Source organism: Pantoea sp. CTOTU49201 (assembly GCF_032054795.1).
Classification (GTDB): domain Bacteria; phylum Pseudomonadota; class Gammaproteobacteria; order Enterobacterales; family Enterobacteriaceae; genus Pantoea; species Pantoea symbiotica.
Genome location: NZ_DAMBSA010000004.1, coordinates 1 through 21,709 on the forward strand (window position 1 = coordinate 1; position 21,709 = coordinate 21,709).

Below are 21,709 nucleotides of genomic sequence, written 5' to 3' on the forward strand. Positions count from 1 at the left end.
TCGCTCACACCTCTTGTCTGAGTCTTAACACTTCCCCGGCAACATAAAAATATCGGGTTGTGTAACCTGTAGGTAACGCACCGCGATGTCGCATTCCATGGCGGTTCGCTAGCCCCTTACAGTGTTGGTAGCGCTTTAGGGGGCGATTTTTTATTGCGATTCGTTGAGGCCACCCGCAATGCCAAAAACCAAAGACCGCACGCCAAAAGGCGAGGGCCGATCCTCGGCGTTTCAGTTACGTATTCATCCGGAGCTGCATGAACAGCTGCGCAGTGTGACCGACGACGACAATGTTACGCTGTCGTGCTGGTTAAAAGAGCTGGCGCGCCGCGAATTGCGACGTCGCGGCATCGAACCGAAGGGATAACCGTAAGGTCGTCATTCATGACGACCTTGCCAATGACCGTACTGTGCGGCCTTCGGAACGGTCACCATGAATGGCGACCCTACGGGTGCGATATGCATGGACGGAATCGCCATCAAAAACCCGCGAAAAGCTAAAAATCCCAACGATTTATGGCACGAAAGGTTTACCATTTTCCTTTGGAAAATATATTTTACGCAACCTTAACAACCTCGCTTAACCCGCCTCCTTACAATGACTTTTTGAGTCATTACCTTCGTGACTATTCCCTTCCTATCTTTTAGAGAACAACTATGCGCCTGAAACTTCTTTCTGCCAGCGTGGTGTTTTTACTGGCAGCCTGTGACCAGGGCGGAGCAAAGCCCGCCGCATCCGCCACCCCGCAAGTGGGCGTGGTCAACCTGAAAGCGGAACCCGTTACGCTCGTTACCCAATTGCCTGGCCGAACCACGGCGGTGAGAACCGCGCAGGTGCGTCCGCAGGTGAGCGGCGTGATTGAAAAAATCCTGTTTACCGAGGGCGGTGAAGTGAAAGCCGGCCAGCCGCTGTATCAAATCGATCCGGCCACCTATAAAGCCGCCTACGACAAAGCGATGGCGACCTGGCAGAACGATGCAATGGTGGTGAAACGCTATCAGCCGCTGGCCAACGCGCACGCCATCAGCCAGCAAACTTACGACGATGCGGTTGCCGCCGCGCGTGAAGCGCAAGCCGATGTGGAAACCGCCAAGGTGAATCTCGATTACACGCTGGTGAAAGCGCCGATTTCCGGCCACATCAGCCGCTCGCTGTATACCGCCGGTGCGCTGGTCACCAACGGGCAAACCGATTATCTCGCCACCATTACTCAGCTTGATCCGATCTATGTCGATGTCAGCGAATCCTCCACCGATCTGCTGCGCCTGCGCCGTGCGCTGGCCGACGGCCAGATCGCCAAAGTGGCCGACAACACCGCCGCAGTAGGTTTGTCGCTGGAAGATAACAGCCAGTACGCCGAGCAGGGCAAGCTGGCGTTCTCGGAAGTGAACGTTGATACCGCCACCGGCACCGTGGTGCTGCGCGCGGTGTTCCCGAATCCACACAACGAACTGCTGCCGGGCATGTACGTGCACGCCAGCTTCCCGCAGGGCATTCAGCAGCAGGGCATTTTGCTGCCGCAAGAGTCGATCATGCATGACACCAAAGGTCAGCCGTATGTCTATGTGGTGAAAAGCGACAACACCATCGAGCAGCGCAGCATCCACACCGGCGAGATGATCAAAGGCGAATGGCTGGTAACATCGGGCCTGCAGCAAGGGGAAAACGTGGTGGTGAACAACCTGCAAAGCGTGCGCAGCGGGGTGAAAGTCACCACTACCGCCGCCAACACCAATGACACGCCATCCGCTAATGCGGTGAGTCTTTCGATGACTGACGCAGCAGCGCAATAAGGGGGCGGCATGTCGAAGTTTTTTATTGAACGTCCAATTTTTGCCTGGGTTATCGCGATTATCGTGATGCTGGTGGGCGCGATTGCCGCTATCAGTTTGCCGGTCAATCAATATCCTAACATCTCCGCGCCGGCGGTCTCCATCTCGGTGACCTATCCGGGCGCCAGCGCCGAAACCACGCAAAACACCGTGGTGCAGGTAATTGAGCAGCAGCTGAACGGCCTGGATGGTTTGCGTTATCTGGAGTCGAGCAGCGCCTCGGACGGCAGCGCGCAGATCATCGCCACCTTTAATCAGGGCATCAATCCCGATATCGCCCAGGTTCAGGTGCAGGACCGCGTGTCGCTGGCGGAGTCGCAGCTGCCCACCGATGTCACGCAGCAAGGCATTCGTATCCGTAAGTACCAGAAAAACTTCATGATGGTCATCGGGTTGATCTCCAAAGACGGCAAGCTGACCAACGGCGATCTGGCCGACATGCTGGTGTCGAAACTGGAAGATCCGATCTCGCGTACGCCGGGCGTCGGCGACTTCATGGTATTGGGCTCGGAATACGCGATGCGCATCTGGCTCGATCCGGCCAAGCTCTACAAATACAACCTGATGCCGAGTGATGTCACCACGGCGATTGATAACCAGAACGTGCAGGTGTCGTCTGGTTCACTCGGCGGTTTGCCGACCATTCAGGGCGCGAAAACTGAGGCGACGATCCTCGGCAAAACCCGTTTCACCACCGTGCAGCAGTTTGAGAATGTGCTACTGAAAGTGAACAGCGACGGCTCGCAGGTGCGGCTGAAAGATGTGGCCAGCGTAGCGCTCGGGCCGCAAAGTTACGGCATCGACGCCACCATGAACGGCAAACCGGCCGCCGGTATCGCGCTGCGTCTGGCAACCGGCGCTAACGAACTCGATACCGCCAAAGCGGTGCGCCAAACCATCGCCGACCTGAAAGATTCGCTGCCGGATAACGTCGAGATTCAGTATCCGTACGACACTTCGCCGGTGGTCAGCGCCTCGATTGAAGAAGTGGTGAAAACGCTGATCGAAGCGGTGGTGCTGGTGTTCTTCGTGATGCTGATCTTCCTGCAAAACCTGCGCGCCACGCTGATCACCACGCTGGTGGTACCAGTGGTGCTGCTGGGCACCTTCGGTATTCTGTCGGCGTTTGGTTACAGCATTAACACCCTCACCATGTTCGGTATGGTGCTGGCCATCGGGCTGCTGGTGGATGATGCCATTGTGGTGGTGGAGAACGTCGAGCGTGTGATGCACGAAGAGCATCTCGATCCCAAAGCCGCCACCATCAAGTCGATGCAGCAGATTCAGGGCGCGCTGTTTGGCATCGCGCTGGTGCTGTCGGCGGTGCTGCTACCGATGGCGTTCTTCTCCGGATCGACCGGTGTGATTTACCGCCAGTTCTCGGTCACCATCGTCTCGGCGATGGCGCTGTCGGTGATCATGGCGCTGATCTTCACGCCTGCGCTGTGCGCCACCTTGCTGAAACCGGCGGCGGCAGAGCACAAAACCACCGGATTCGCCGGTTGGTTTAACCGCAAGTTCGACAGCGGCGCGATGCACTACACCAACGGCGTTAGCAAAGTGATTTCCCGTCGCGGCCTGTTCCTGGTGATCTATCTGGTGATCGTCGGCGTGACGGGCTTTTTGTTCACCCGCGTACCAACCACCTTCCTGCCGGGCGAAGATCAGGGCTTGATGATGGTGCAGATCACGCTGCCAGTGAATTCGTCGTCGCAGCGAACTCAACAGGTAATCAACGATCTCAACGCCTATCTGCAACAGAACGAAGCGTCGGTGGTGACCACTACCTTTGGCGTGGCGGGCTTTAACTTTGCCGGTCGCGGCCAGAGCAACGCCATGGCCTTTGTGCGGCTGAAAGATTGGGGCGACCGCACGCACAGCGGGCAAAGCGTGCAGGATCTGGCGAACCGCGTGATGGCGCACTTCGCCAACTATCAGAACGCCAAAATCTTCGCCATGGTGCCGCCAGCGGTGATGGAGCTGGGTAACGCCACCGGCTTCGACCTCTATCTGCAGGATACCGGCGCGCACAGCCATCAGCAGATGATGGATGCCGCGCACCAGCTTATTTCGCTGGCGAACAAAGATCCGCATCTGGCGCAGGTGCGTCTCAACGGGCTGGAAGATGAGCCGCAGTATCAGCTGGAGATCAATGATGAGAAGGCCAGCGCGCTCGGTCTGAGCATGACCGACATCAACAACACCTTGTCGGTGGCGTGGGGCTCCAGCTACATCGATCAGTTCATGTATAACGGCCGCGTGAAAGAGGTCTATCTGATGGGCAAAGCGGACTCGCGCGTCACGCCGTCCGATCTCGATAAATGGTACTTCCGCAACAGCAGCGGCACCATGGTGCCATTCTCCGCCTTTGCTTCAGGCAAATGGGTGTACGGCTCGCCGCACTTTGAGCGCTTTAACGGCTTAACCGCCGAAGAGATCCTCGGATCGCCCGCGCCGGGCCAAAGTACCGGTGAAGCGATGAAAGCAGTGGAGCAGCTGGCGAAGCAACTGCCGCACGGGTTCCGCGTGCAGTGGTACGGCATTTCTTATGAGGAGCAAGCCTCCGGCAGCCAAACCACGCAGCTCTATCTGATCTCGATTCTGGTGGTGTTCCTGTGTCTGGCGGCGCTGTACGAGAGCTGGTCGATTCCGTTCTCGGTGATCATGGTGGTGCCGCTCGGCATTCTTGGCACCATCAGCGCGGTGCTGCTGCGCGGCCTGCAGAACGATGTGTTCTTCCAGGTTGGCTTACTCACCACGGTTGGGCTGGCGGCGAAGAACGCCATTCTTATCGTCGAGTTCGCCAAAGAGCTGCATGAGCGCGAGGGCAAAACGCTGGTGGAAGCGGCGGTGGAAGCGGCGCGGCTGCGTATCCGTCCAATCATCATGACCTCGATGGCGTTTATTCTCGGCGTGCTGCCGCTGACCATCTCCAACGGCGCGGGCGCTGGCAGTCAGCACTCGATTGGTACGGCGGTAGCGGGCGGGATGATCACCGCGACTTTCCTCGCCATTTTCTTTGTGCCGATGTTCTACGTGGTGGTTTCGCAGTTCTTTGCGCGCAAGAAAAAAGCAGCAGCTGAGGCCGTGCAAGACAGTTAAACGGTCGCCATGAATGGCGACCCTACAGGATTTCGTAGGGTGCGCATTCATGCGCACCTTCATACAAAGGCACTTGAATGCTTAAGTTAAAAATGAACACTAATAATTTCCGTCTGGCGCTGTTGCCGCTGGCGTTGGCATTGTCCGGTTGTACGCTGGCGCCGCACTATCAACGCCCGGCGCTGCCGGTGGACGCTAAATACGATCAGGCGACGCCGGTCGGCAACGTGGCGGATTTGCCGTGGCAGAACTTCTTCACTGACGTCACGCTGCGCAACCTGATTCAGCTGTCGCTCGACAACAACCGCGATCTGCGCGTGGCGGCGCTGAATGTGCAAGAGGCGCAGCAGGGCGTCACGGTGCAGCGCGCGGCGTTGATGCCGTCGATCAACGCCACGGCCAGCCAGACCTCGGCGCATGAACCGGCCAATCTTTACAACACCAAAACCAGCGGCGCGGTGACTTATCACGAGCTGAACAGCGGCTTGAGTGTGACGTCGTGGGAGCTGGATTTCTTTGGCCGCCTGCAAAGCCTGAGCGATCAGGCGCAGGAAACCTATCTGTCGAGCGCCGCCACCGAGCGCGCTACGCGCATCTCGCTGATTTCGGAAGTGGCGACGGCGTGGCTGACGCTGAGTTCGGATAACGATCTGCTGCATCTGGCGCAACGTACCGCGCAAAGCCAGCAGGAATCGTATCGCCTGACCAAACTCAGCTACGACGGCGGTGCCAGCAGCGATCAGGATCTGGCGCAGGCCGAAAGCACGGTGCGCGCCGCGCAGGCCGACGTGGCAAGTTACACACGGCAGGTGCGGCAGGATGTCGATGCGCTGCGCTTGCTGGTCGGCACCGATCTGCCCGCCACGCTGCTGTCGCACGCCACGCTGGATGCCAACTGGCAATTCCCGGCCACGCCGGCTGGCTTGCCGTCGGATCTGCTGACGCGTCGCCCGGACATCATGGCGGCGGAGCACACGCTGAAGGCTGCCAACGCCAATATCGGTGCGGCGCGTGCCGCCTTCTTCCCGAGCATCACGCTGACCGCGTCCGGCGGCTCCACCAGCAGTTCGCTTGGCAGCCTGTTGGGCGGCGGCACCGGCGCATGGTCATTCATGCCCTCGATCAATCTGCCGATTTTTGACGGCGGTAAAAACGAGGCCAACCTGAATATCGCGCATATCGAAAAACGCATCGACATTGCCGATTACGAGAAAGCGATTCAAACCGCCTTCAAAGAGGTGAATGATGCGCTGGCCGGTCAGGATACCTGGCAGGATCAGCTGACGGCGCTGCAACAGGAGGTAGGCGCCAATCAACGCGACTACGACTATTCCGCTTTGCGCTTCAAGCAAGGCGTAGACAATTATCTCAATGTGTTAGTGGCCCAGCGATCGCTTTACAGTTCGCAGCAGTCGCTGATCAGCGCGCATCTGGGCCAGCTGAGCCAGAAAATCACCCTCTACAAGGCGTTAGGCGGCGGCTGGAAATCTTAATCGCCTTAACGAAACCCTTACGGTTCGCGTATGGAATTCGCGCGGGCATTCAACCGATAATGCGCGCAGTGATGATTACCCTTTGAAATAATCCCCTGTTTTACCGGGGATTTTCCTTTTTCTTGCTGACTTGAAGATCCTGATGACTCCTAACGCTTCCCGCTCCACGTTCTCTCGCTGGCTGAAATGGCTGCTCCTGTTGGTTGTGCTATTGATTGTGGCGGGCGTGATCTGGCGCGTGGTCGGCGGGCATGGCGGCATGCCGCCGGGCGGTGAGAAGGGCGGACGCGGCGGCCATCGTGGTGGCGCGGGCGGCCCGCCGGGCATGGCGATGATGATGGGCGGCGCAACGCTGGTGCACAGCGGCGTCGCCACGACTGCCGATGTGCCGGAATACCTCAATGCGCTCGGCACGGTGATCCCCAACGCCAGCGTCACGGTGACAAGCCGCGTGGCCGGTCAGTTAGAAAAAGTGTTCTTCACTGAAGGGCAGAAAGTCAGTGCCGGACAGCTGCTGGCGCAGATCGATCCGCGCAGCTATCAGGCGACGCTGGCGCAGTATCAGGGCGATCTCAATCAGAACCAGGCGTTGCTGAAAAGCGCGCAGTTAACGTTGGCGCGCTATCAGAAGCTGGCGGCGCAGGACTCGCTGTCGCGCCAGGATCTCGATACGCAAACCGCCACCGTCGGCCAGTACAAAGGCGCGGTCGCCGCCGATGAAGCGCAGATCGCCAGCGCCAAACTGGATATCGATTACGCGCGCATCACCTCGCCGATCAGCGGACGCGTCGGTTTGCGTCTGGTCGATCCCGGCAATATGGTGCAAACCACCGATACCACCGGCATCGTGGTGGTAACGCAGATGCAGCCCGCCGCCGTGACCTTTAGCGTGCCGCAGGGCAACATTCCGCAGTTGATCAAAGCGCTGCACGGCGGACAAAGTCTGCCCGCCACCGCCTACGATCAGGACAACAGCAGTGCGCTGGCGCAGGGCGAGGTGAAGTTCATCAGCAACCAGATCGATACCGCGACCGGCACCATCGAGCTGAAAGCCACCTTCGCGAACGAAGATGAATCGCTGTTTGCCAATCAGTTCGTCAATCTGCGTCTGCAAACCAACATCCTGAAAAACGCCACGGTGATCCCGGCGCAGGCGCTGCAGCTGAGCAGCGACGGCAGCTTCGTGTTTGTCATCAATAAAGACAACACCGTGACGCGCAAAGCGGTCACCACCGGGCCAACGTTTGGTGAAGATCAGCAGGCGATCCTCAAAGGCGTGGAGCCGGGCGATCGTCTGGTGACCGAAGGCATCGATCGCCTGACCAACGGCAGCAAAGTGCAGCTGGCGGATGAGAGTAAAACCACCGCGACCGCTGAGGCCAAATGAATCCGTCTCGCCTGTTTATCCAGCGTCCGGTCGCCACCATATTGCTGATGGTCGGCGTGCTGATCGCCGGGATCTTCTCCTACCGTTTTCTTTCTACTTCGGCGCTGCCGCAGGTGGATTACCCGACCATTCAGGTCACCACGCTCTATCCCGGTGCCAGCCCGGATGTGATGGCGTCTTCTGTCACCTCGCCGCTGGAGCGCCAGCTCGGTCAAATGGCCGGTTTGAGCCAGATGACGTCGACCAGTTCAAGCGGATCGTCGATCGTCACGCTGAAGTTCAGCCTCGATCTGTCGCTGGATGTCGCCGAGCAGGAAGTGCAGGCGGCGATCAATGCCGCCAACAATTTGCTGCCGAGCGATCTGCCCAATCCGCCGACCTACAAAAAGGTCAATCCGGCCGATACGGCAGTGATTACGCTGGCGGTCAGTTCCGACACGCTGCCGCTGACGCAGGTGCAGGATCTGGTGAACACGCGCGTGGCGCTCAAGCTGTCGCAGATTAATGGCGTTGGCATGGTGACGCTGGCGGGCGGCCATCAACCGGCGATTCGCGTGCAGATGGACCCGAAAGCGCTGGCAGCGCACAAGCTGTCGCTGGAAGACGTCAACACGCTGATCGGTAACAGTAACGTGAACGGCTCGAAAGGCGGCTTCGACGGCAAATATCACTCGGTCACCATCGACGCCAACGATCAGCTGCGCACCGCCGATGAGTACGGCAATCTGATCATCACTTACCAAAACGGCGCGGCGCTGCGGCTGAAAGATATCGCGCATATCGAACAGGGACCGGAGAACAGCTTCCAGTCGGCGTGGGCCAACAACAGTCCGGCGATTGTGATCAGCGTGCAGCGCCAGCCGGGTGCCAACGTGATTCAGGTGGTAGACAGCATCAAAGCGCAGCTGCCGAAGCTGCAGGCGGCGCTGCCGGACGGCGTGAAGATGAGCATCCTGTCGGACCGCACGCAAACCATTCGCGCCTCCATCAGCGACGTGCAGTTTGAGCTGATGCTGTCGGTGGCGCTGGTGGTGATGGTGACGTTCCTGTTCCTGCGTAACGTGGCGGCGACCTTGATTCCCAGTGTGGCGGTGCCGCTGTCGCTGATTGGCACCTTCGGCGTGATGTATCTGGCCGACTTCAGCCTGAATAACCTGTCGCTGATGGCGCTGACTATCGCCACCGGCTTTGTCATTGACGATGCGATTGTGGTGGTGGAGAACATTTCACGGCGGCTGGAAGAGGGTGAAACGCCAATGCAGGCGGCGCTGAAAGGCTCGCAGCAGATTGGCTTCACCATTATCTCGCTGACCTTTTCGCTGATTGCGGTGCTGATCCCGCTGCTGTTTATGGGCGATGTGGTTGGGCGGCTGTTCCGCGAATTTGCCATCACGCTGGCGGTGTCGATTCTGGTGTCGATGGTGGTATCGCTAACGCTGACACCAATGCTTTGCGCCTATCTGTTGCAGCACATTCCGCCGGAAAAACAGTCGCGCTTCTCGCGTAAAGGCGGCGAGCTGTTCGACAAGCTGGTGCGCGGCTACGACCGCATGCTGACGGTGGTGCTGAACCATCAGAAGCTGACGCTGCTGGTGGCGCTGGCGACCTTTGCGCTCACCGCGCTGCTGTATATCGCCATCCCAAAAGGCTTCTTCCCGACCCAGGATACCGGACTGATTCAGGGCGTCACCGTGGCGTCGCAGGATGTGTCGTTTAGCGAGATGTCGAAGCGGCAGCAGGCGCTGGCGAGGGTGATTCTGCAAAATCCGTCGGTGGAGAGTTTGTCCTCAACCATCGGTATTGATGGCAGCAACACCAGCCTGAATAGCGGGCGCATCCAGATCAACCTCAAGCCGTTTGGCGATCGCGATGACAAAGCCGACGTGGTGATCAAACAGCTGCAACAGACGGCGCAGCAGGTGGCGGGCATTCAGCTCTATCTGCAACCGGCGCAGGATTTGACCGTCAACGATCAGGTATCGCCGAGCCAGTATCAATTCACGCTGGATGATGCCGACAGCGAAAACCTGGTGAGCTGGACACCGAAGATGGTCGCCGCCTTGCAGCAGCGTCCGGAGTTTAACGGCGTAGTGAGCAACCTGCAGGATCAGGGGCGCGTCGCCTACGTCGAACTCAACCGCGATAAAGCGGCGCGCTACGGCATTACCGCCGCCGACGTCGATACCGCGCTGTATAACAGCTTTGGTCAGCGTCTGGTCTCCACCATCTTTACCCAGGCCAATCAGTATCGCGTGGTGCTGGAAGTGGCGCCGCAATATCAGCAATCGCCTGCCTCGTTTGACGATGTCTATTTGCCGGTGACCAGCAGTACCACGTCTTCAACTGATGACACCACCACCACAACCACCACCGGCATGGTGAAACTCACTGCCATCGCCACCATTCACCAGCGCACCGGTTCGCTAATGCACATGCGCCTTAATCAGTTCCCGGCGGTGATGGTGTCGTTCAATCTCAATAGCGGCTACTCGCTGGAAGATGGGCAGAAGGCGATCGCCGAGGTGACGCAGCAGCTCAATCTGCCATCGAGCATCACCTTGCGTTATCAGGGCGAAACCTCGGCGTTCCAGAGCGCCACCGGCAATACGTTGTGGCTGATTCTGGCGGCATTAATCACTATGTATGTGGTGCTCGGCATTCTTTATGAGAGCTTTATCCATCCGGTGACCATTCTCTCGACGCTGCCGTCAGCAGCGGTCGGCGCATTGTTGACGCTGTTGCTGGCCGGTAGCGAGTTCAGCCTGATCGCGCTGATTGGCGTGATCCTGCTGATCGGTATTGTGAAAAAGAACGCGATTATGATGATCGACTTCGCGCTCGAAGCGGAAAACAAGCAGCACATGAGTGCGCGCGACGCCATTCATCAAGCCTGCCTGCTGCGCTTCCGTCCGATTCTGATGACCACCATGGCGGCGCTGCTGGGTGCGCTGCCGCTGATGCTGGCCTCCGGTTCCGGTGCTGAACTGCGCCAGCCGCTGGGATTGGTGATCGTTGGCGGCTTGATTGTCAGCCAGGTTCTCACGCTGTTCTCCACACCGGTGATTTACCTGTGGTTTGATGGCATCGCGCAGCGCGGCAAGCGCTACATGCAGCGCAAGCAGCAGCAAGCGCGAGGCGAGCGATGAACCTCACCCGGCTGTTTATTTTCCGCCCGGTTGCCACGTTATTGCTGACGCTGGCGATCCTGCTGCTGGGCGCGTTGGGCTATCGACTGCTGCCGGTCGCGCCGCTGCCGCAGGTGGATTTCCCGACCATTATGGTGAGCGCCAGCCTGGCCGGTGCCAGCCCGGAAACCATGGCGGCCACCGTTGCCACGCCGCTGGAGCGTTCGCTAGGGCAAATCGCTGGTGTCACCGAGATGACCTCAAGCAGTTCGCAGGGATCGACCAGCGTGATTTTGCAATTTGATCTCGATCGCGACATCAACGGCGCGGCGCGTGACGTGCAGGCGGCGATCAACGCCTCACGCAGTTTGCTGCCGAGCGCGATGGAGTCGCTGCCGACCTATCGCAAAGCCAATCCATCCGATGCGCCGATTGTGATGCTGGCGCTGACTTCCGCCACGCGCACGCCGGGCGAACTCTACGATCTGGCCGAAAGCAAAATCGAGCAGGCGATGGGCCAGGTGAAAGGCGTGGGCGAAGTGTCGCTGATGGGCAGCGCCTTACCGGCGGTGCGTATCGATCTGCAGCCGCTGAAGCTGACGCAGTACGGCATTTCGCTGGATACGGTGCGTAGCGCCATCGCCAACAGCACCACCAATAAGCCGAAAGGCATTTTGCAGGGCAGCAGCCAGTCGTGGGTGGTGGACAGCAACGGCCAGCTGGATAAAGCCGCGCAGTATCAGGATTTGATCGTCACCTATAAACAGGGCAAAGCGGTGCGGCTGCATGATGTGGCGACGGTTTATGATTCGGTGGAAGATCAGTATCAGGCCGGTTTCCTCAACGCTATGCCGTCGGTGATGGTGGGCATTAAGCGCCAGGCCGGTGCCAATATGCTCGACACCATTGATGCCATCAAAGCGCAGTTGCCAGCGCTGGAAAAAGATCTGCCCGCCGACACTCAACTCAAAGTGGTGGTGGATCGCTCGCCGACGGTGCGCGCCTCGCTGTACGACACCGAAGAGACGCTGCTGGTGGCGATGCTGCTGGTGATCGCCGTGGTGTTTGTGTTTCTGCGTAACGTGCAGGCGGTGATTATCCCGGCGCTGGCGCTGCCGGTCTCGCTGATTGGCACCTGCGCGGTGATGTATCTGCTGGGTTACAGCCTCGATAACCTGTCGCTGATGGCGCTGATTATCGCTACCGGTTTTGTCGTCGATGACGCGATTGTGGTGCTGGAAAACATCACGCGCCATATTGAAGAAGGGCTCAGTCCGCTGCGTGCGGCGCTGCGTGGCGCGCATGAAGTGAGTTTTACCGTGCTGTCGATGACCATGTCGTTGATTGCGGTGTTCATCCCGATTCTGCTGATGGGCAGCATCGTCGGACGTTTGTTCCGCGAATTTGCCGTCACGCTGACGGTATCGCTGCTGATCTCGATGTTTGTCTCGCTGAGCCTGACGCCGATGCTGTGCGCGCGCTTACTCAAGCCGAAAGCCAAAGTCACTCAACGCCCGCATCCGCTGTATCAGTTTATCGAAAACCAACTTAATGCGTTGCTGGCGGCTTACTCGCGCGGGTTGGCTTGGGTGATGGCGCACCAAAAGCTGACGATGTTCAGCCTGGTGCTGACCGTGTTGCTTAACCTGTTCCTGTTTTCCGTGGTGCAGAAAGGCTTCTTCCCCAATCAGGATACCGGCCTGTTGATGGGCGCGCTGCGCGCTGACCAGAACATCTCCTTCCAGGCGATGAAGCCGAAAATGCTGCAGTTCACCAAAATCATCCAGTCCGATCCGGCGGTGGAGAGCGTGATGTCGTCGATGGGCAGCGGCATGTTCGGCTCGCGTAACAGCGCCAACTTCTTTGTGCGCCTCAAGGATTTTGATCAGCGCGATGCCACCGCCACCGAAGTCGCCAACCGCCTGAGTATGAAAACCAGCCATATCGCCGGCGCGCAGATGTTCCTGATGGCGGCGCAGGATCTGCATATCGGCGGACGCAGCGCCAACGCCACCTATCAATACAGTTTGCAGGCCGACGATCTCGATCTGCTGCGCACATGGACGCCAAAAGTGCAGGCGGCGCTGGCGGCGATCCCGCAATTGAACAGCGTCGATTCTGATTCACAGACCGGCGGTCAGGAAGTGGTGATTAACATCGATCGCGACCGCGCCAAACGGCTTGGTGTGAACGTGCAGATGCTCGACACAATGCTGAATAACGCCTTCAGCCAGCGCCAGGTCGCCACGCTCTATCACACGCTTAATCAGTATCATGTGGTGATGTCGCTGCAGGATAGCTACACGCGCGATCCGGCGATTCTCCAGCAGCTGTACGTGATTAACGACAGCGGCGATCGCGTGCCGCTCGCGGCATTCGCCAGCTTCACAGGCGGCAACGCACCGCTGTCGGTGGCGCATCAGGGCCAATCCGCCACCAGCACCATCGCCTTCAACCTTAATGATGGCGTGTCGCTGGAGCAGGCGCAGGCGCTAATTAAGCAGGCGATGGCGCAGCTCGGTTTACCGTCCACCATTCAGGCCGGTTTTGCCGGCACCGCCGCCGCGTTCGCCCAGCTTACCGCCACCATGCCGTGGCTGATTATCGCGGCGCTGGCGGCGGTATATATCGTGCTCGGCGTGCTGTATGAGAGTTACATCCATCCGATCACCATTCTCTCGACGCTGCCGTCGGCGGGCGTGGGCGCGCTGCTGTTGCTGCTGCTCACCAACACGCAGCTGACGGTGATCGCGCTGATTGGCATCATCCTGCTGATCGGTATCGTGAAAAAGAACGCCATCATGATGATCGACTTTGCGATTCACGCCGAGCGCAGTAAAGGCATGACGCCGCAGCAGGCGATCACTCAAGCCTGTTTGATGCGTTTCCGGCCGATCATGATGACCACGCTGGCGGCGTTCTTCGGCGCGCTGCCGCTGGCGCTGGGCAGCGGCGGCGATGCCGACTTACGTAGCCCGCTTGGGCTGGCGATTGCCGGCGGTTTGGCGCTGAGCCAGCTGCTAACTCTGTTTACTACGCCGGTGGTTTATCTCTGGCTCGATCGTTTGAGCCGCGCCACGCAACGTCAGTGGCTGCGGTTGCGTCATGTGGAATCCCGATAGATGAAAATGTCCCTGAAAATTACGCCGTTGTTGACCATGATGCTGCTGGCGGGCTGTGCGGTTGGCCCTGATTATCAGCGCCCAACGATGGCGATGCCGACCCATTTCAAAGAAGCCAAAGGCTGGACGCAGGCGACGCCGCAGGATGCAAACAGCAAAGGTGAATGGTGGCAGGTGTATCACGATGCCACGCTGAACAGCCTGCTGAAACAGGTGAGCATCTCCAACCAAAACGTCGCCAGCTATGCCGCGCAGTACCGCGAAGCGCAGGCGCTGGCTGGGCAATCACGCGCGGAGTTGTTGCCGTCGGTGGGCTACGACGCCAGCAGCACGCGCAGCGGCAGCCGCGCCAGCACGACCGGACAACGCAGCGTCAGCAACAGCCATGCCGCCGATCTCAGCGCCAGCTGGGAACTGGATTTGTGGGGCAAACTGCGGCGCACGCTGGAGGAGAACAATGCCAGCGCCGAAGCCAGCAAGGCCGAGCTGGCGAATATCACCTTGAGCGCGCAGTCCGAACTGGCGCAGGACTATTTCCAGCTGCGCATCATCGACGAAAAAATCGCGCTCTATCAGCGCAGTATCGATGCCTATCAGCGCTATTTAACGGTAATTCAAAACAAATACGCAGCGGGCAGCGAATCGCGCGCCACTTTAGCGCAGGCGCAGATGCAGCTGGAGAGCGCCCGCGCCTCAGCGCAGGATTATCAGTGGCAGCGAGCGCAGATGGAGCACGCGATTGCGCTGTTGCTGGGCCGCGCACCGGCTGATTTTTCATTACCGGTGGCGAAGCTGGAGGCGGCGATGCCCGCAATACCGAACAGCGTGCCGTCGCAGCTGTTGCAGCGCCGTCCCGATATCGCCTACGCCGAGCGCAACGTGGCGGCGGCGAATGCGGCGGTTGGCGTGGCGATTGCCGGCTACTATCCCGACCTGACGCTGAGCGCCAGCGGCGGCGTCAGTTCATCGGCGATCAACAGCCTGTTCTCGCTGCCCAATCGCGTCTGGTCAATAGGACCGGAGCTGAGCGGCACGCTGTTAGATTTCGGTGCCACCTCAGCGAAAGTGGAGCAGGCGCGCGCCGCCTATGATGCCAGCGTCGCCAGCTATCGCCAGTCGGTGCTGACGGGCATGGGCGAAGTGGAAGATTATCTGGTGCAGCTGAACACCTTGCAGGGCGAAATCGCCTCACAGCAGGCGGCAACCGACGCAGCGCAGGAATCGGCACGCGTGACGCGCAATCAGTATGATGCCGGGATGATCGACTACCTCGACGTCGCCACCACCGAGAACAGCAGCCTAAGTGCACAGCAGAGTTTGCTGTCGCTGCAGAGCACGCAGTGGGTCAGCAGCGTCGGTTTGATCGCGGCGCTGGGCGGCGGCTGGCAGGTGGATGCGCGGTGAAACCAGGTCGCCATGAATGGCGACCCTACGAAAATCGCGCCAATCAACGTAGGGTCGCCATTTATGGTGACCGAAAACGCCGGATTAGCGTGTCGCGACGAATGGCGCCCCTACGACCGCAATTGCGTTTAAATCACCGCGCCACTTGTCGAAAATCCCCAGATCCTGCATCGTAAGAGCCATTTTTTACGACTGCTAAGGAGCTGGCATGCTACTCACTTTTTTCCGTTTCCTGTTCCGCCTGCTGTGGCGTGTGGAACTGCGCGGCGACCTCGCGGCACTGCATAAAGAGAAAGTGCTGATCACCCCCAACCATATGTCATTTCTCGATGGCGTATTGGTGGCGCTGTTTCTGCCGATCAAACCGGTGTTCGCGGTCTATTCATCGATCAGCGATCAATGGTTTATGCGTCTGCTGAAGCCGATTATCGACTTCGTTCCGCTCGATCCCACCAAGCCGATGTCGATCAAACATCTGGTGCGCATGATCAATCAGGGCCGTCCGGTGGTGATCTTCCCGGAAGGTCGCATCACCGTGACCGGATCGCTGATGAAGATCTACAGCGGCGCGGGTTTTGTGGCGGCGAAATCCGGTGCCACCGTGGTGCCGATGCGTATCGAGGGCGCGGAATATACGCCGTTTGGTCGTCTGGCGGGCGTGTTTAAACGCCGCCTGTTCCCGCGCATCACCTTAACGGTGCTGCCGCCAACGGTAATCCCGATGCCTGAAGCTAAGCGCGCGCGCGATCGCCGTACGCTGGCGGGCGAACACTTGCACCATGTGATGATGGAAGCCCGCATGGCGGTACGTCCGCGTGAAACGCTGTTCGAGGCTTTCCTCAATGCGCGTCAGCGTTATGGCGCGATGAAGCCGTGCATCGAAGACATCAACTTCAAGCCGGATAGCTACACCGGTTTGCTGAAAAAAGCGCTCGGCGTGGGCCGCATTCTCGAACGCTACAGCCAGCAAGGTGAATACGTCGGTCTGCTGCTGCCGAACGCCACGGTGACGGCGGCGGCGATTCTGGGTGCCTCGCTGCGCGGCCGTATTCCGGCGATGCTCAACTACACCGCAGGCGTAAATGGCATGCGTGCGGCCTTGACCGCTTCGCAGGTGAAAACCGTCTTTACTTCGCGCCAGTTCCTCGAAAAAGGCAACCTGTGGCACTTGCCGCAGGGACTCAACGAAGTGCAGTGGATCTATCTGGAAGATCTGAAAGATACCGTTACGCTGCAGGATAAATTGTGGATCGTGGCGCATCTGCTGATGCCGCGTCGTGCGCAGGTTGCGCAGCAGCCGGAAGATGCAGCGATGGTGCTGTTTACCTCCGGTTCGGAAGGCAATCCCAAAGGCGTGGTGCATTCGCATAAAAGCCTGCTAGCCAACGTTGAGCAGATTCGTACCGTGGCGGATTTCACCCCGCGCGATCGCTTTATGTCGGCGCTGCCGCTGTTCCATGCCTTCGGTTTAACCGTTGGCCTGTTCACGCCGCTGCTGACCGGCGCGCAGGTGTTTCTCTATCCGAGCCCGCTGCATTACCGCATCGTGCCGGAGCTGGTTTACGACCGTAACTGCACCGTGCTGTTTGGTACTTCAACGTTCCTCGGCAACTACGCGCGTTTCGCCAGCCCTTACGATTTTGCGCGTCTGCGCTATGTGGTGGCAGGCGCGGAGAAACTGCAGGAAGCGACACGTCAGATCTACATGGAGAAATACGGCATCCGTATTCTCGAAGGCTATGGCGTGACGGAGTGTGCGCCGGTGGTGGCGATCAACGTGCCGATGGCGGCGAAAAATCACACCGTGGGCCGCATTCTGCCGGGCATGGATTCGCGTCTGATTTCGGTGCCAGGCATTGAGCAGGGCGGTCGCCTGCAGCTGCGCGGTCCAAACGTGATGAACGGTTATCTGCGCGTGGAGAATCCGGGCGTGCTGGAAGTGCCGGTCGCCGATAACGGCGAAGGCGAGATGGAAGCGGGCTGGTACGACACCGGCGATATCGTCAGCTTTGATGAAGGCGGTTTCTGCCAGATTCAGGGGCGTGCGAAACGCTTCGCCAAAATTGCCGGTGAGATGGTGTCGCTGGAGATTGTGGAGCAGATTGCGCTGAAAGCCTCCAGCGAGAAACAGCATGCGGCATCGCTGCGCCCGGACGGTAATCGTGGTGAAGCTTTGGTGCTGTTTACTACCGACAGCGAACTGGGGCGCGATACCTTGCTGAAAGCGGCGCGTGAAATTGGCGCACCAGAACTGGCGGTGCCGCGCGATATTCGCGTGATGAAACAGCTGCCGATGCTGGGCAGCGGCAAACCCGACTATGTCAGCCTCAAACAGCTGGCAGAAGAGGAGCAGGCATGAGCCAGGCGTTAAATAACGATGCACCGCTAATGTCACGCAACATGCTGGCGGTGATTGTGGCGCAGTTCTTCTCAGCATTTGGCGACAACGCGCTGTTGTTCGTTACGCTGGCGGTGCTGAAAAATCAGTTCTATCCGGACTGGAGTCAGCCAATCCTGCAAATGCTGTTTGTCGCCACTTACATTCTGCTCGCGCCGTTCGTTGGACAGATGGCGGATAGCTTCGCCAAAGGTCGGGTGATGATGTTCGCCAACAGCCTCAAGCTGCTGGGCGCGCTGACCATCTGCTTCGGCTTCAATCCGTTCCTTGGCTACACGCTGGTGGGGATTGGCGCGGCATCCTATTCGCCGGCCAAGTACGGCATCCTGACGGAGATCACCAGCGGTGAACGCCTGGTCAAAGCCAACGGCTTGATGGAAGGTTCGACCATTGCAGCGATTCTGCTGGGTTCGGTAGCGGGCGGGATGCTGGCGGACTGGAACCTGGTGGCCGCGCTGGTGGTGTGTGCTATGACCTATGCGATGGCGGTGGTGGCAAATATCTTTATTCCGCGCCTGACGGCGGCACGTCCGGGCCAGAGCTGGCATTTCGGCGCCATGCTGCGCAGTTTCGTCGCGGCCACGAAACTGCTGTGGCGTAACGGCGAGACGCGTTTCTCCCTGCTCGGCACCAGTTTGTTTTGGGGCGCGGGCGTGACGCTGCGTTTCCTGCTGGTGCTGTGGGTGCCGGTGGCGCTTGGCATCAGCGACAACAAAACCCCGACCACGCTGAACGCGATGGTGGCGATTGGCATCGTGATTGGTGCGGCAGCGGCGGCAAAACTGGTGACGCTGCAAACCGTGCGTCGCTGCATGCCTGCCGGTGTGCTGATTGGCGTGATGGTGGTGGTGTTCGCGTTGCAAACCAGCTTGCTGAACGCCTATCTGGTGCTGATGCTGATTGGTGCGCTGGGCGGTTTCTTTGTGGTGCCGCTGAATGCGCTGCTGCAGGAACGCGGCAAAGAGTCCGTAGGTTCAGGCAACGCGATTGCGGTACAGAATCTCGGTGAAAATACCGCGATGCTGCTGATGCTGGGATTGTATACCGTGGCGATCAAGCTTGGCGCGCCTGCGGTAGCGACCGGCGTCGGATTCGGCGCGATTTTCGCCGTGGCGATTGCGGTGTTGTGGTGGAAAGGGCGGCGGTAGATTGGGCGGGAATTGAAAAGGTCGCCATGAATGGCGACCCTACGGTTTTACGGGGCTGGATAGGTAAACTGGCGATGAATCGCTTCCAGTTCCTCTAACACATCGGCGTTTAGCGTCAGATTGAAACTCTCAACGTTAATTTTCAGCTGCTCCAGCGTGGTGGCGCCCAGCAAGGTACTGGCTACAAACGGCTGTTGACGCACATACGCCAGCGCCATCTGCGACGGATCCATATTGTGCTTCTTCGCCAGCTCAACATAGGCAGCAATCGCCTGATTGGACTGATCGCCGCTGTAGCGGGTAAAGCGACTAAACAGCGTATTGCGCGCACCGGCGGGTTTCGCACCGTTCAGGTATTTACCGCTCAAGGTACCAAATGCCAGGCTGGAATACGCCAGCAGTTCGACGCCTTCATGCTGACTGATCTCCGCTAAACCAACCTCGAAGCTGCGGTTCAGCAGGCTGTATGGGTTCTGAATGGTGACGATACGCGGCAGCTCATGCTTTTCAGCCAGCTGCAGGTAACGCATCACGCCCCACGCGGTTTCGTTCGACACGCCAATGTAGCGAATCTTACCGGCGCGCACCTGTTCGGTCAGCGCTTCCAGCGTTTCCAGCAGCGTCACCGGCACGCTGGAATCGGTGTATTGATAACCCAGCTTGCCGAAATAGTTGGTCTGACGCTGCGGCCAGTGCAGCTGATAGAGATCGAGATAATCGGTATTCAGGCGTTTCAGGCTGGCATCCAGCGCTTCGCGGATGTTTTTGCGATCCAGCGCCTGGTTCGGGCGAATCGACGCATCTGCGCCGCGTACCGGTCCGGCCACTTTGCTGGCGAGGATGATTTTGTCACGGCTGCCGCGCTTCTTCAGCCAGCTACCAATGTATTGTTCGGTTAATCCCTGGGTTTCCGGGCGCGGCGGCACCGGATACATTTCCGCGGTATCAATCAGGTTAATACCACTGCTAACCGCATAATCAAGCTGTGCGTGGGCGTCGGCTTCGCTGTTCTGCTCACCAAACGTCATGGTTCCAAGCCCCAGCTGACTCACTTCCAGCGTGCTATGGGGAATACGGTGATAGTGCATTTGCCGGCATCCTTTTTTCATTATGAAAGGGAATGTTGTGTCCTTTGGGACTATAGCGTGTGAAGCGGCGCGGAAGGAAGAGGGGAAAGTTCGGGAAATCGCCTGCACAAAGGGAAAACGCGTGCAGGCAGGGCAATTTGGCACTTAACGCTCAATGATGGTTGAAACCTCATCACCATTGATCTGCATCTGATGGCCTTTCTCATCGGTGTACTGTACCAATCCGGTCTCTTTATCGATGGCAGGTTTGCCATCTGTCATAATCATGCGGCCATCTTTGGTCGCCATGACGTAATCACTGCTACAACCGCTCAATAACACGGCAACCAACGCTAAACCCACTGCACTCACCAACCCTTTCATTCTTATCTCCTTCTCGCGACTTCAACAGCAAAAGTGTAGTAATAAATGCTTTCGTCGTTAGGAGTAATCGCATCATTCCTAAAATTATCGGCAGCAATATGCATTTACAGTAAAAAATGTCGCGCCAAAAGCGGACCGGTGAAGCTTTTCTTCAGATAAAAGCCACGCGGCAGCGTCATGATTGGCTCGCCGTGTTCACCGATGGCTTCAGTCAACGCTTTGCTGTTGGCTGCTTTAGGACGGATTTGCAGCCAGGCACCGTGACGTGCGGTGATGCGCTCCACCTGGCCGAGCACAATCATATCCATCAACTCTTCCCAGTCTTCGCGCAGCTGTTGCTCCTCTTCTTCACTCGGATGCCACAGCAGCGGCGAACCGACGCGGCGATCGGCCAAAGGCAAGGTACGATCGCCCTCGATCGGGATCCACAACACTCGCGCCAGTTTGTGCCGCACATGGCTGGTTTGCCAGGTCACGCCGCTATTGCCGGTTAAGGGCGCGACGCACACGAAGGTGGTCTCCAGCGGCTTGCCCTGCGCATCTACCGGAATGGTTTTCAGCTCAATACCGAGATGGGCGAAATCCTGCTCGGCTTTACTGCCGGCGCTGGCGCCCAAATGCAGTTCTAACAGCATGCCAACCCAGCCTTTGTCGCGTTTCAAATCTGCGGGAATCGGCAGGTTAATCTGCGCCGCCAGCGCGGCAAAGGTCTGTCCCGCCAGCTGTTGTGCGCGCTGCAGTAATTCCGCTTCGTTTTCAGGTGGCGACGGTAATAACGGTGAGGAGTGCATGCTAAAACTCACATTGGTTGAAGAGTGAACAGTAAACGCGGGCCAGGTTTGTCCACATGGCAGTTAGTTGAATAACTGTGATAATAGCATGATTCAGCATGCTTTTTTATTCCAATGGAATGTGGGCATCCAATGATATGGCCAGGTTATCCCAGCTTGTTATCGACAATGAACAGGTGTTGAACCTAGTTATCCACAGAAAAGTGGGGTAACACCCCTTTGTTCTTACCCCTGTTTCCATTTACAGCCTTGACTTTCGTGTTTTGAACGCTTTTTTTCCTTTCTTTGACCAGGTTTAGGGCATTCTCTGTGGATAAAAACGTCGGTGATGGATCTTTGACCGATCGAAAAAACCGAGCGGAGGATAACCGTTGAACCTGATAGTGATTTAACAGTTAATAAGTTTTATGTCGATGAAATGTAACGTATTTATCGCCGTTATCATGCTGAGTGAT

Annotated in this window: 13 protein-coding genes; 10 read left to right on the top strand and 3 right to left on the bottom strand. The window is 58.3% G+C overall.

Annotation, left to right across the window (positions count from 1 at the left end; translation table 11 throughout):
* Positions 1–178: 178 nt before the first annotated feature.
* From RTY00_RS00610 to lplT, 10 genes are all read left to right on the top strand, one after another.
* Complete coding sequence (locus tag RTY00_RS00610) at positions 179–367, top strand: hypothetical protein (protein WP_061719884.1); 189 nt, start codon at positions 179–181, stop codon at positions 365–367.
* 290 nt (positions 368–657) lie between these two features.
* Complete coding sequence (locus RTY00_RS00615) at positions 658–1,794, top strand: efflux RND transporter periplasmic adaptor subunit (RefSeq protein WP_312663089.1); 1,137 nt, start codon at positions 658–660, stop codon at positions 1,792–1,794.
* Between the two features lie 9 nt (positions 1,795–1,803).
* Positions 1,804–4,935, top strand: coding sequence for an efflux RND transporter permease subunit (locus RTY00_RS00620; protein WP_312663090.1), 3,132 nt, complete (start codon positions 1,804–1,806; stop codon positions 4,933–4,935).
* A 92-nt stretch (positions 4,936–5,027) separates the two neighbouring features.
* The gene (locus RTY00_RS00625; RefSeq protein WP_312663105.1) at positions 5,028–6,428 is read left to right on the top strand and encodes an efflux transporter outer membrane subunit; all 1,401 of its coding nucleotides are present in this window, start codon (positions 5,028–5,030) and stop codon (positions 6,426–6,428) included.
* A gap of 142 nt (positions 6,429–6,570) precedes the next feature.
* Positions 6,571–7,815 (top strand): MdtA/MuxA family multidrug efflux RND transporter periplasmic adaptor subunit, encoded by a 1,245-nt coding sequence (locus RTY00_RS00630; RefSeq protein ID WP_312663091.1) that lies wholly within the window; start codon positions 6,571–6,573, stop codon positions 7,813–7,815.
* A complete protein-coding gene (locus RTY00_RS00635; RefSeq protein WP_312663092.1) occupies positions 7,812–10,961 on the top strand; it encodes an MdtB/MuxB family multidrug efflux RND transporter permease subunit in 3,150 nt (1,049 codons plus the stop codon). The genes RTY00_RS00630 and RTY00_RS00635 overlap by 4 nt, the downstream gene beginning before the upstream one ends.
* The gene (locus tag RTY00_RS00640; RefSeq protein ID WP_312663093.1) at positions 10,958–14,062 is read left to right on the top strand and encodes an efflux RND transporter permease subunit; all 3,105 of its coding nucleotides are present in this window, start codon (positions 10,958–10,960) and stop codon (positions 14,060–14,062) included. The genes RTY00_RS00635 and RTY00_RS00640 overlap by 4 nt, the downstream gene beginning before the upstream one ends.
* The gene (locus RTY00_RS00645; protein WP_312663094.1) at positions 14,063–15,466 is read left to right on the top strand and encodes an efflux transporter outer membrane subunit; all 1,404 of its coding nucleotides are present in this window, start codon (positions 14,063–14,065) and stop codon (positions 15,464–15,466) included.
* Positions 15,467–15,674: 208 nt separating this feature from the next.
* Positions 15,675–17,825 (top strand): bifunctional acyl-ACP--phospholipid O-acyltransferase/long-chain-fatty-acid--ACP ligase, encoded by a 2,151-nt coding sequence (gene aas / locus RTY00_RS00650; RefSeq protein ID WP_312663095.1) that lies wholly within the window; start codon positions 15,675–15,677, stop codon positions 17,823–17,825.
* Positions 17,822–19,012, top strand: a complete 1,191-nt coding sequence (gene lplT, locus RTY00_RS00655; RefSeq protein WP_312663096.1) for a lysophospholipid transporter LplT — start codon at positions 17,822–17,824, stop codon at positions 19,010–19,012. Before aas ends, lplT begins: the two co-directional genes overlap by 4 nt.
* A gap of 47 nt (positions 19,013–19,059) precedes the next feature.
* Here lplT and RTY00_RS00660 read toward each other — a convergent pair whose 3' ends face one another.
* From RTY00_RS00660 to mutH, 3 genes are all read right to left on the bottom strand, one after another.
* Entirely contained in the window at positions 19,060–20,100 is a 1,041-nt protein-coding gene (locus RTY00_RS00660) for an NADP(H)-dependent aldo-keto reductase (protein WP_008109256.1), read from the bottom strand.
* 144 nt (positions 20,101–20,244) lie between these two features.
* A complete protein-coding gene (locus RTY00_RS00665; protein WP_007890930.1) occupies positions 20,245–20,463 on the bottom strand; it encodes a YgdI/YgdR family lipoprotein in 219 nt (72 codons plus the stop codon).
* A 104-nt stretch (positions 20,464–20,567) separates the two neighbouring features.
* On the bottom strand, positions 20,568–21,254 hold the full coding sequence (mutH, locus tag RTY00_RS00670) for a DNA mismatch repair endonuclease MutH (protein WP_312663097.1): 687 nt from the start codon (positions 21,252–21,254) through the stop codon (positions 20,568–20,570).
* Positions 21,255–21,709 lie beyond the last annotated feature (455 nt).

Bases quoted from the DNA above. Each gene is read 5' to 3' on its own strand.
- RTY00_RS00630 (WP_312663091.1), top strand. From the start codon at position 6,571: ATGACTCCTAACGCTTCCCGCTCCACGTTCTCTCGCTGGCTGAAATGG.
- RTY00_RS00645 (WP_312663094.1), top strand. From the start codon at position 14,063: ATGAAAATGTCCCTGAAAATTACGCCGTTGTTGACCATGATGCTGCTG.
- RTY00_RS00610 (WP_061719884.1), top strand. From the start codon at position 179: ATGCCAAAAACCAAAGACCGCACGCCAAAAGGCGAGGGCCGATCCTCG.
- RTY00_RS00625 (WP_312663105.1), top strand. From the start codon at position 5,028: ATGAACACTAATAATTTCCGTCTGGCGCTGTTGCCGCTGGCGTTGGCA.
- RTY00_RS00640 (WP_312663093.1), top strand. From the start codon at position 10,958: ATGAACCTCACCCGGCTGTTTATTTTCCGCCCGGTTGCCACGTTATTG.
- RTY00_RS00620 (WP_312663090.1), top strand. From the start codon at position 1,804: ATGTCGAAGTTTTTTATTGAACGTCCAATTTTTGCCTGGGTTATCGCG.
- RTY00_RS00615 (WP_312663089.1), top strand. From the start codon at position 658: ATGCGCCTGAAACTTCTTTCTGCCAGCGTGGTGTTTTTACTGGCAGCC.
- RTY00_RS00660 (WP_008109256.1), bottom strand. From the start codon at position 20,100: ATGCACTATCACCGTATTCCCCATAGCACGCTGGAAGTGAGTCAGCTG.
- RTY00_RS00635 (WP_312663092.1), top strand. From the start codon at position 7,812: ATGAATCCGTCTCGCCTGTTTATCCAGCGTCCGGTCGCCACCATATTG.
- RTY00_RS00665 (WP_007890930.1), bottom strand. From the start codon at position 20,463: ATGAAAGGGTTGGTGAGTGCAGTGGGTTTAGCGTTGGTTGCCGTGTTA.
- aas (WP_312663095.1), top strand. From the start codon at position 15,675: ATGCTACTCACTTTTTTCCGTTTCCTGTTCCGCCTGCTGTGGCGTGTG.
- lplT (WP_312663096.1), top strand. From the start codon at position 17,822: ATGAGCCAGGCGTTAAATAACGATGCACCGCTAATGTCACGCAACATG.
- mutH (WP_312663097.1), bottom strand. From the start codon at position 21,254: ATGCACTCCTCACCGTTATTACCGTCGCCACCTGAAAACGAAGCGGAA.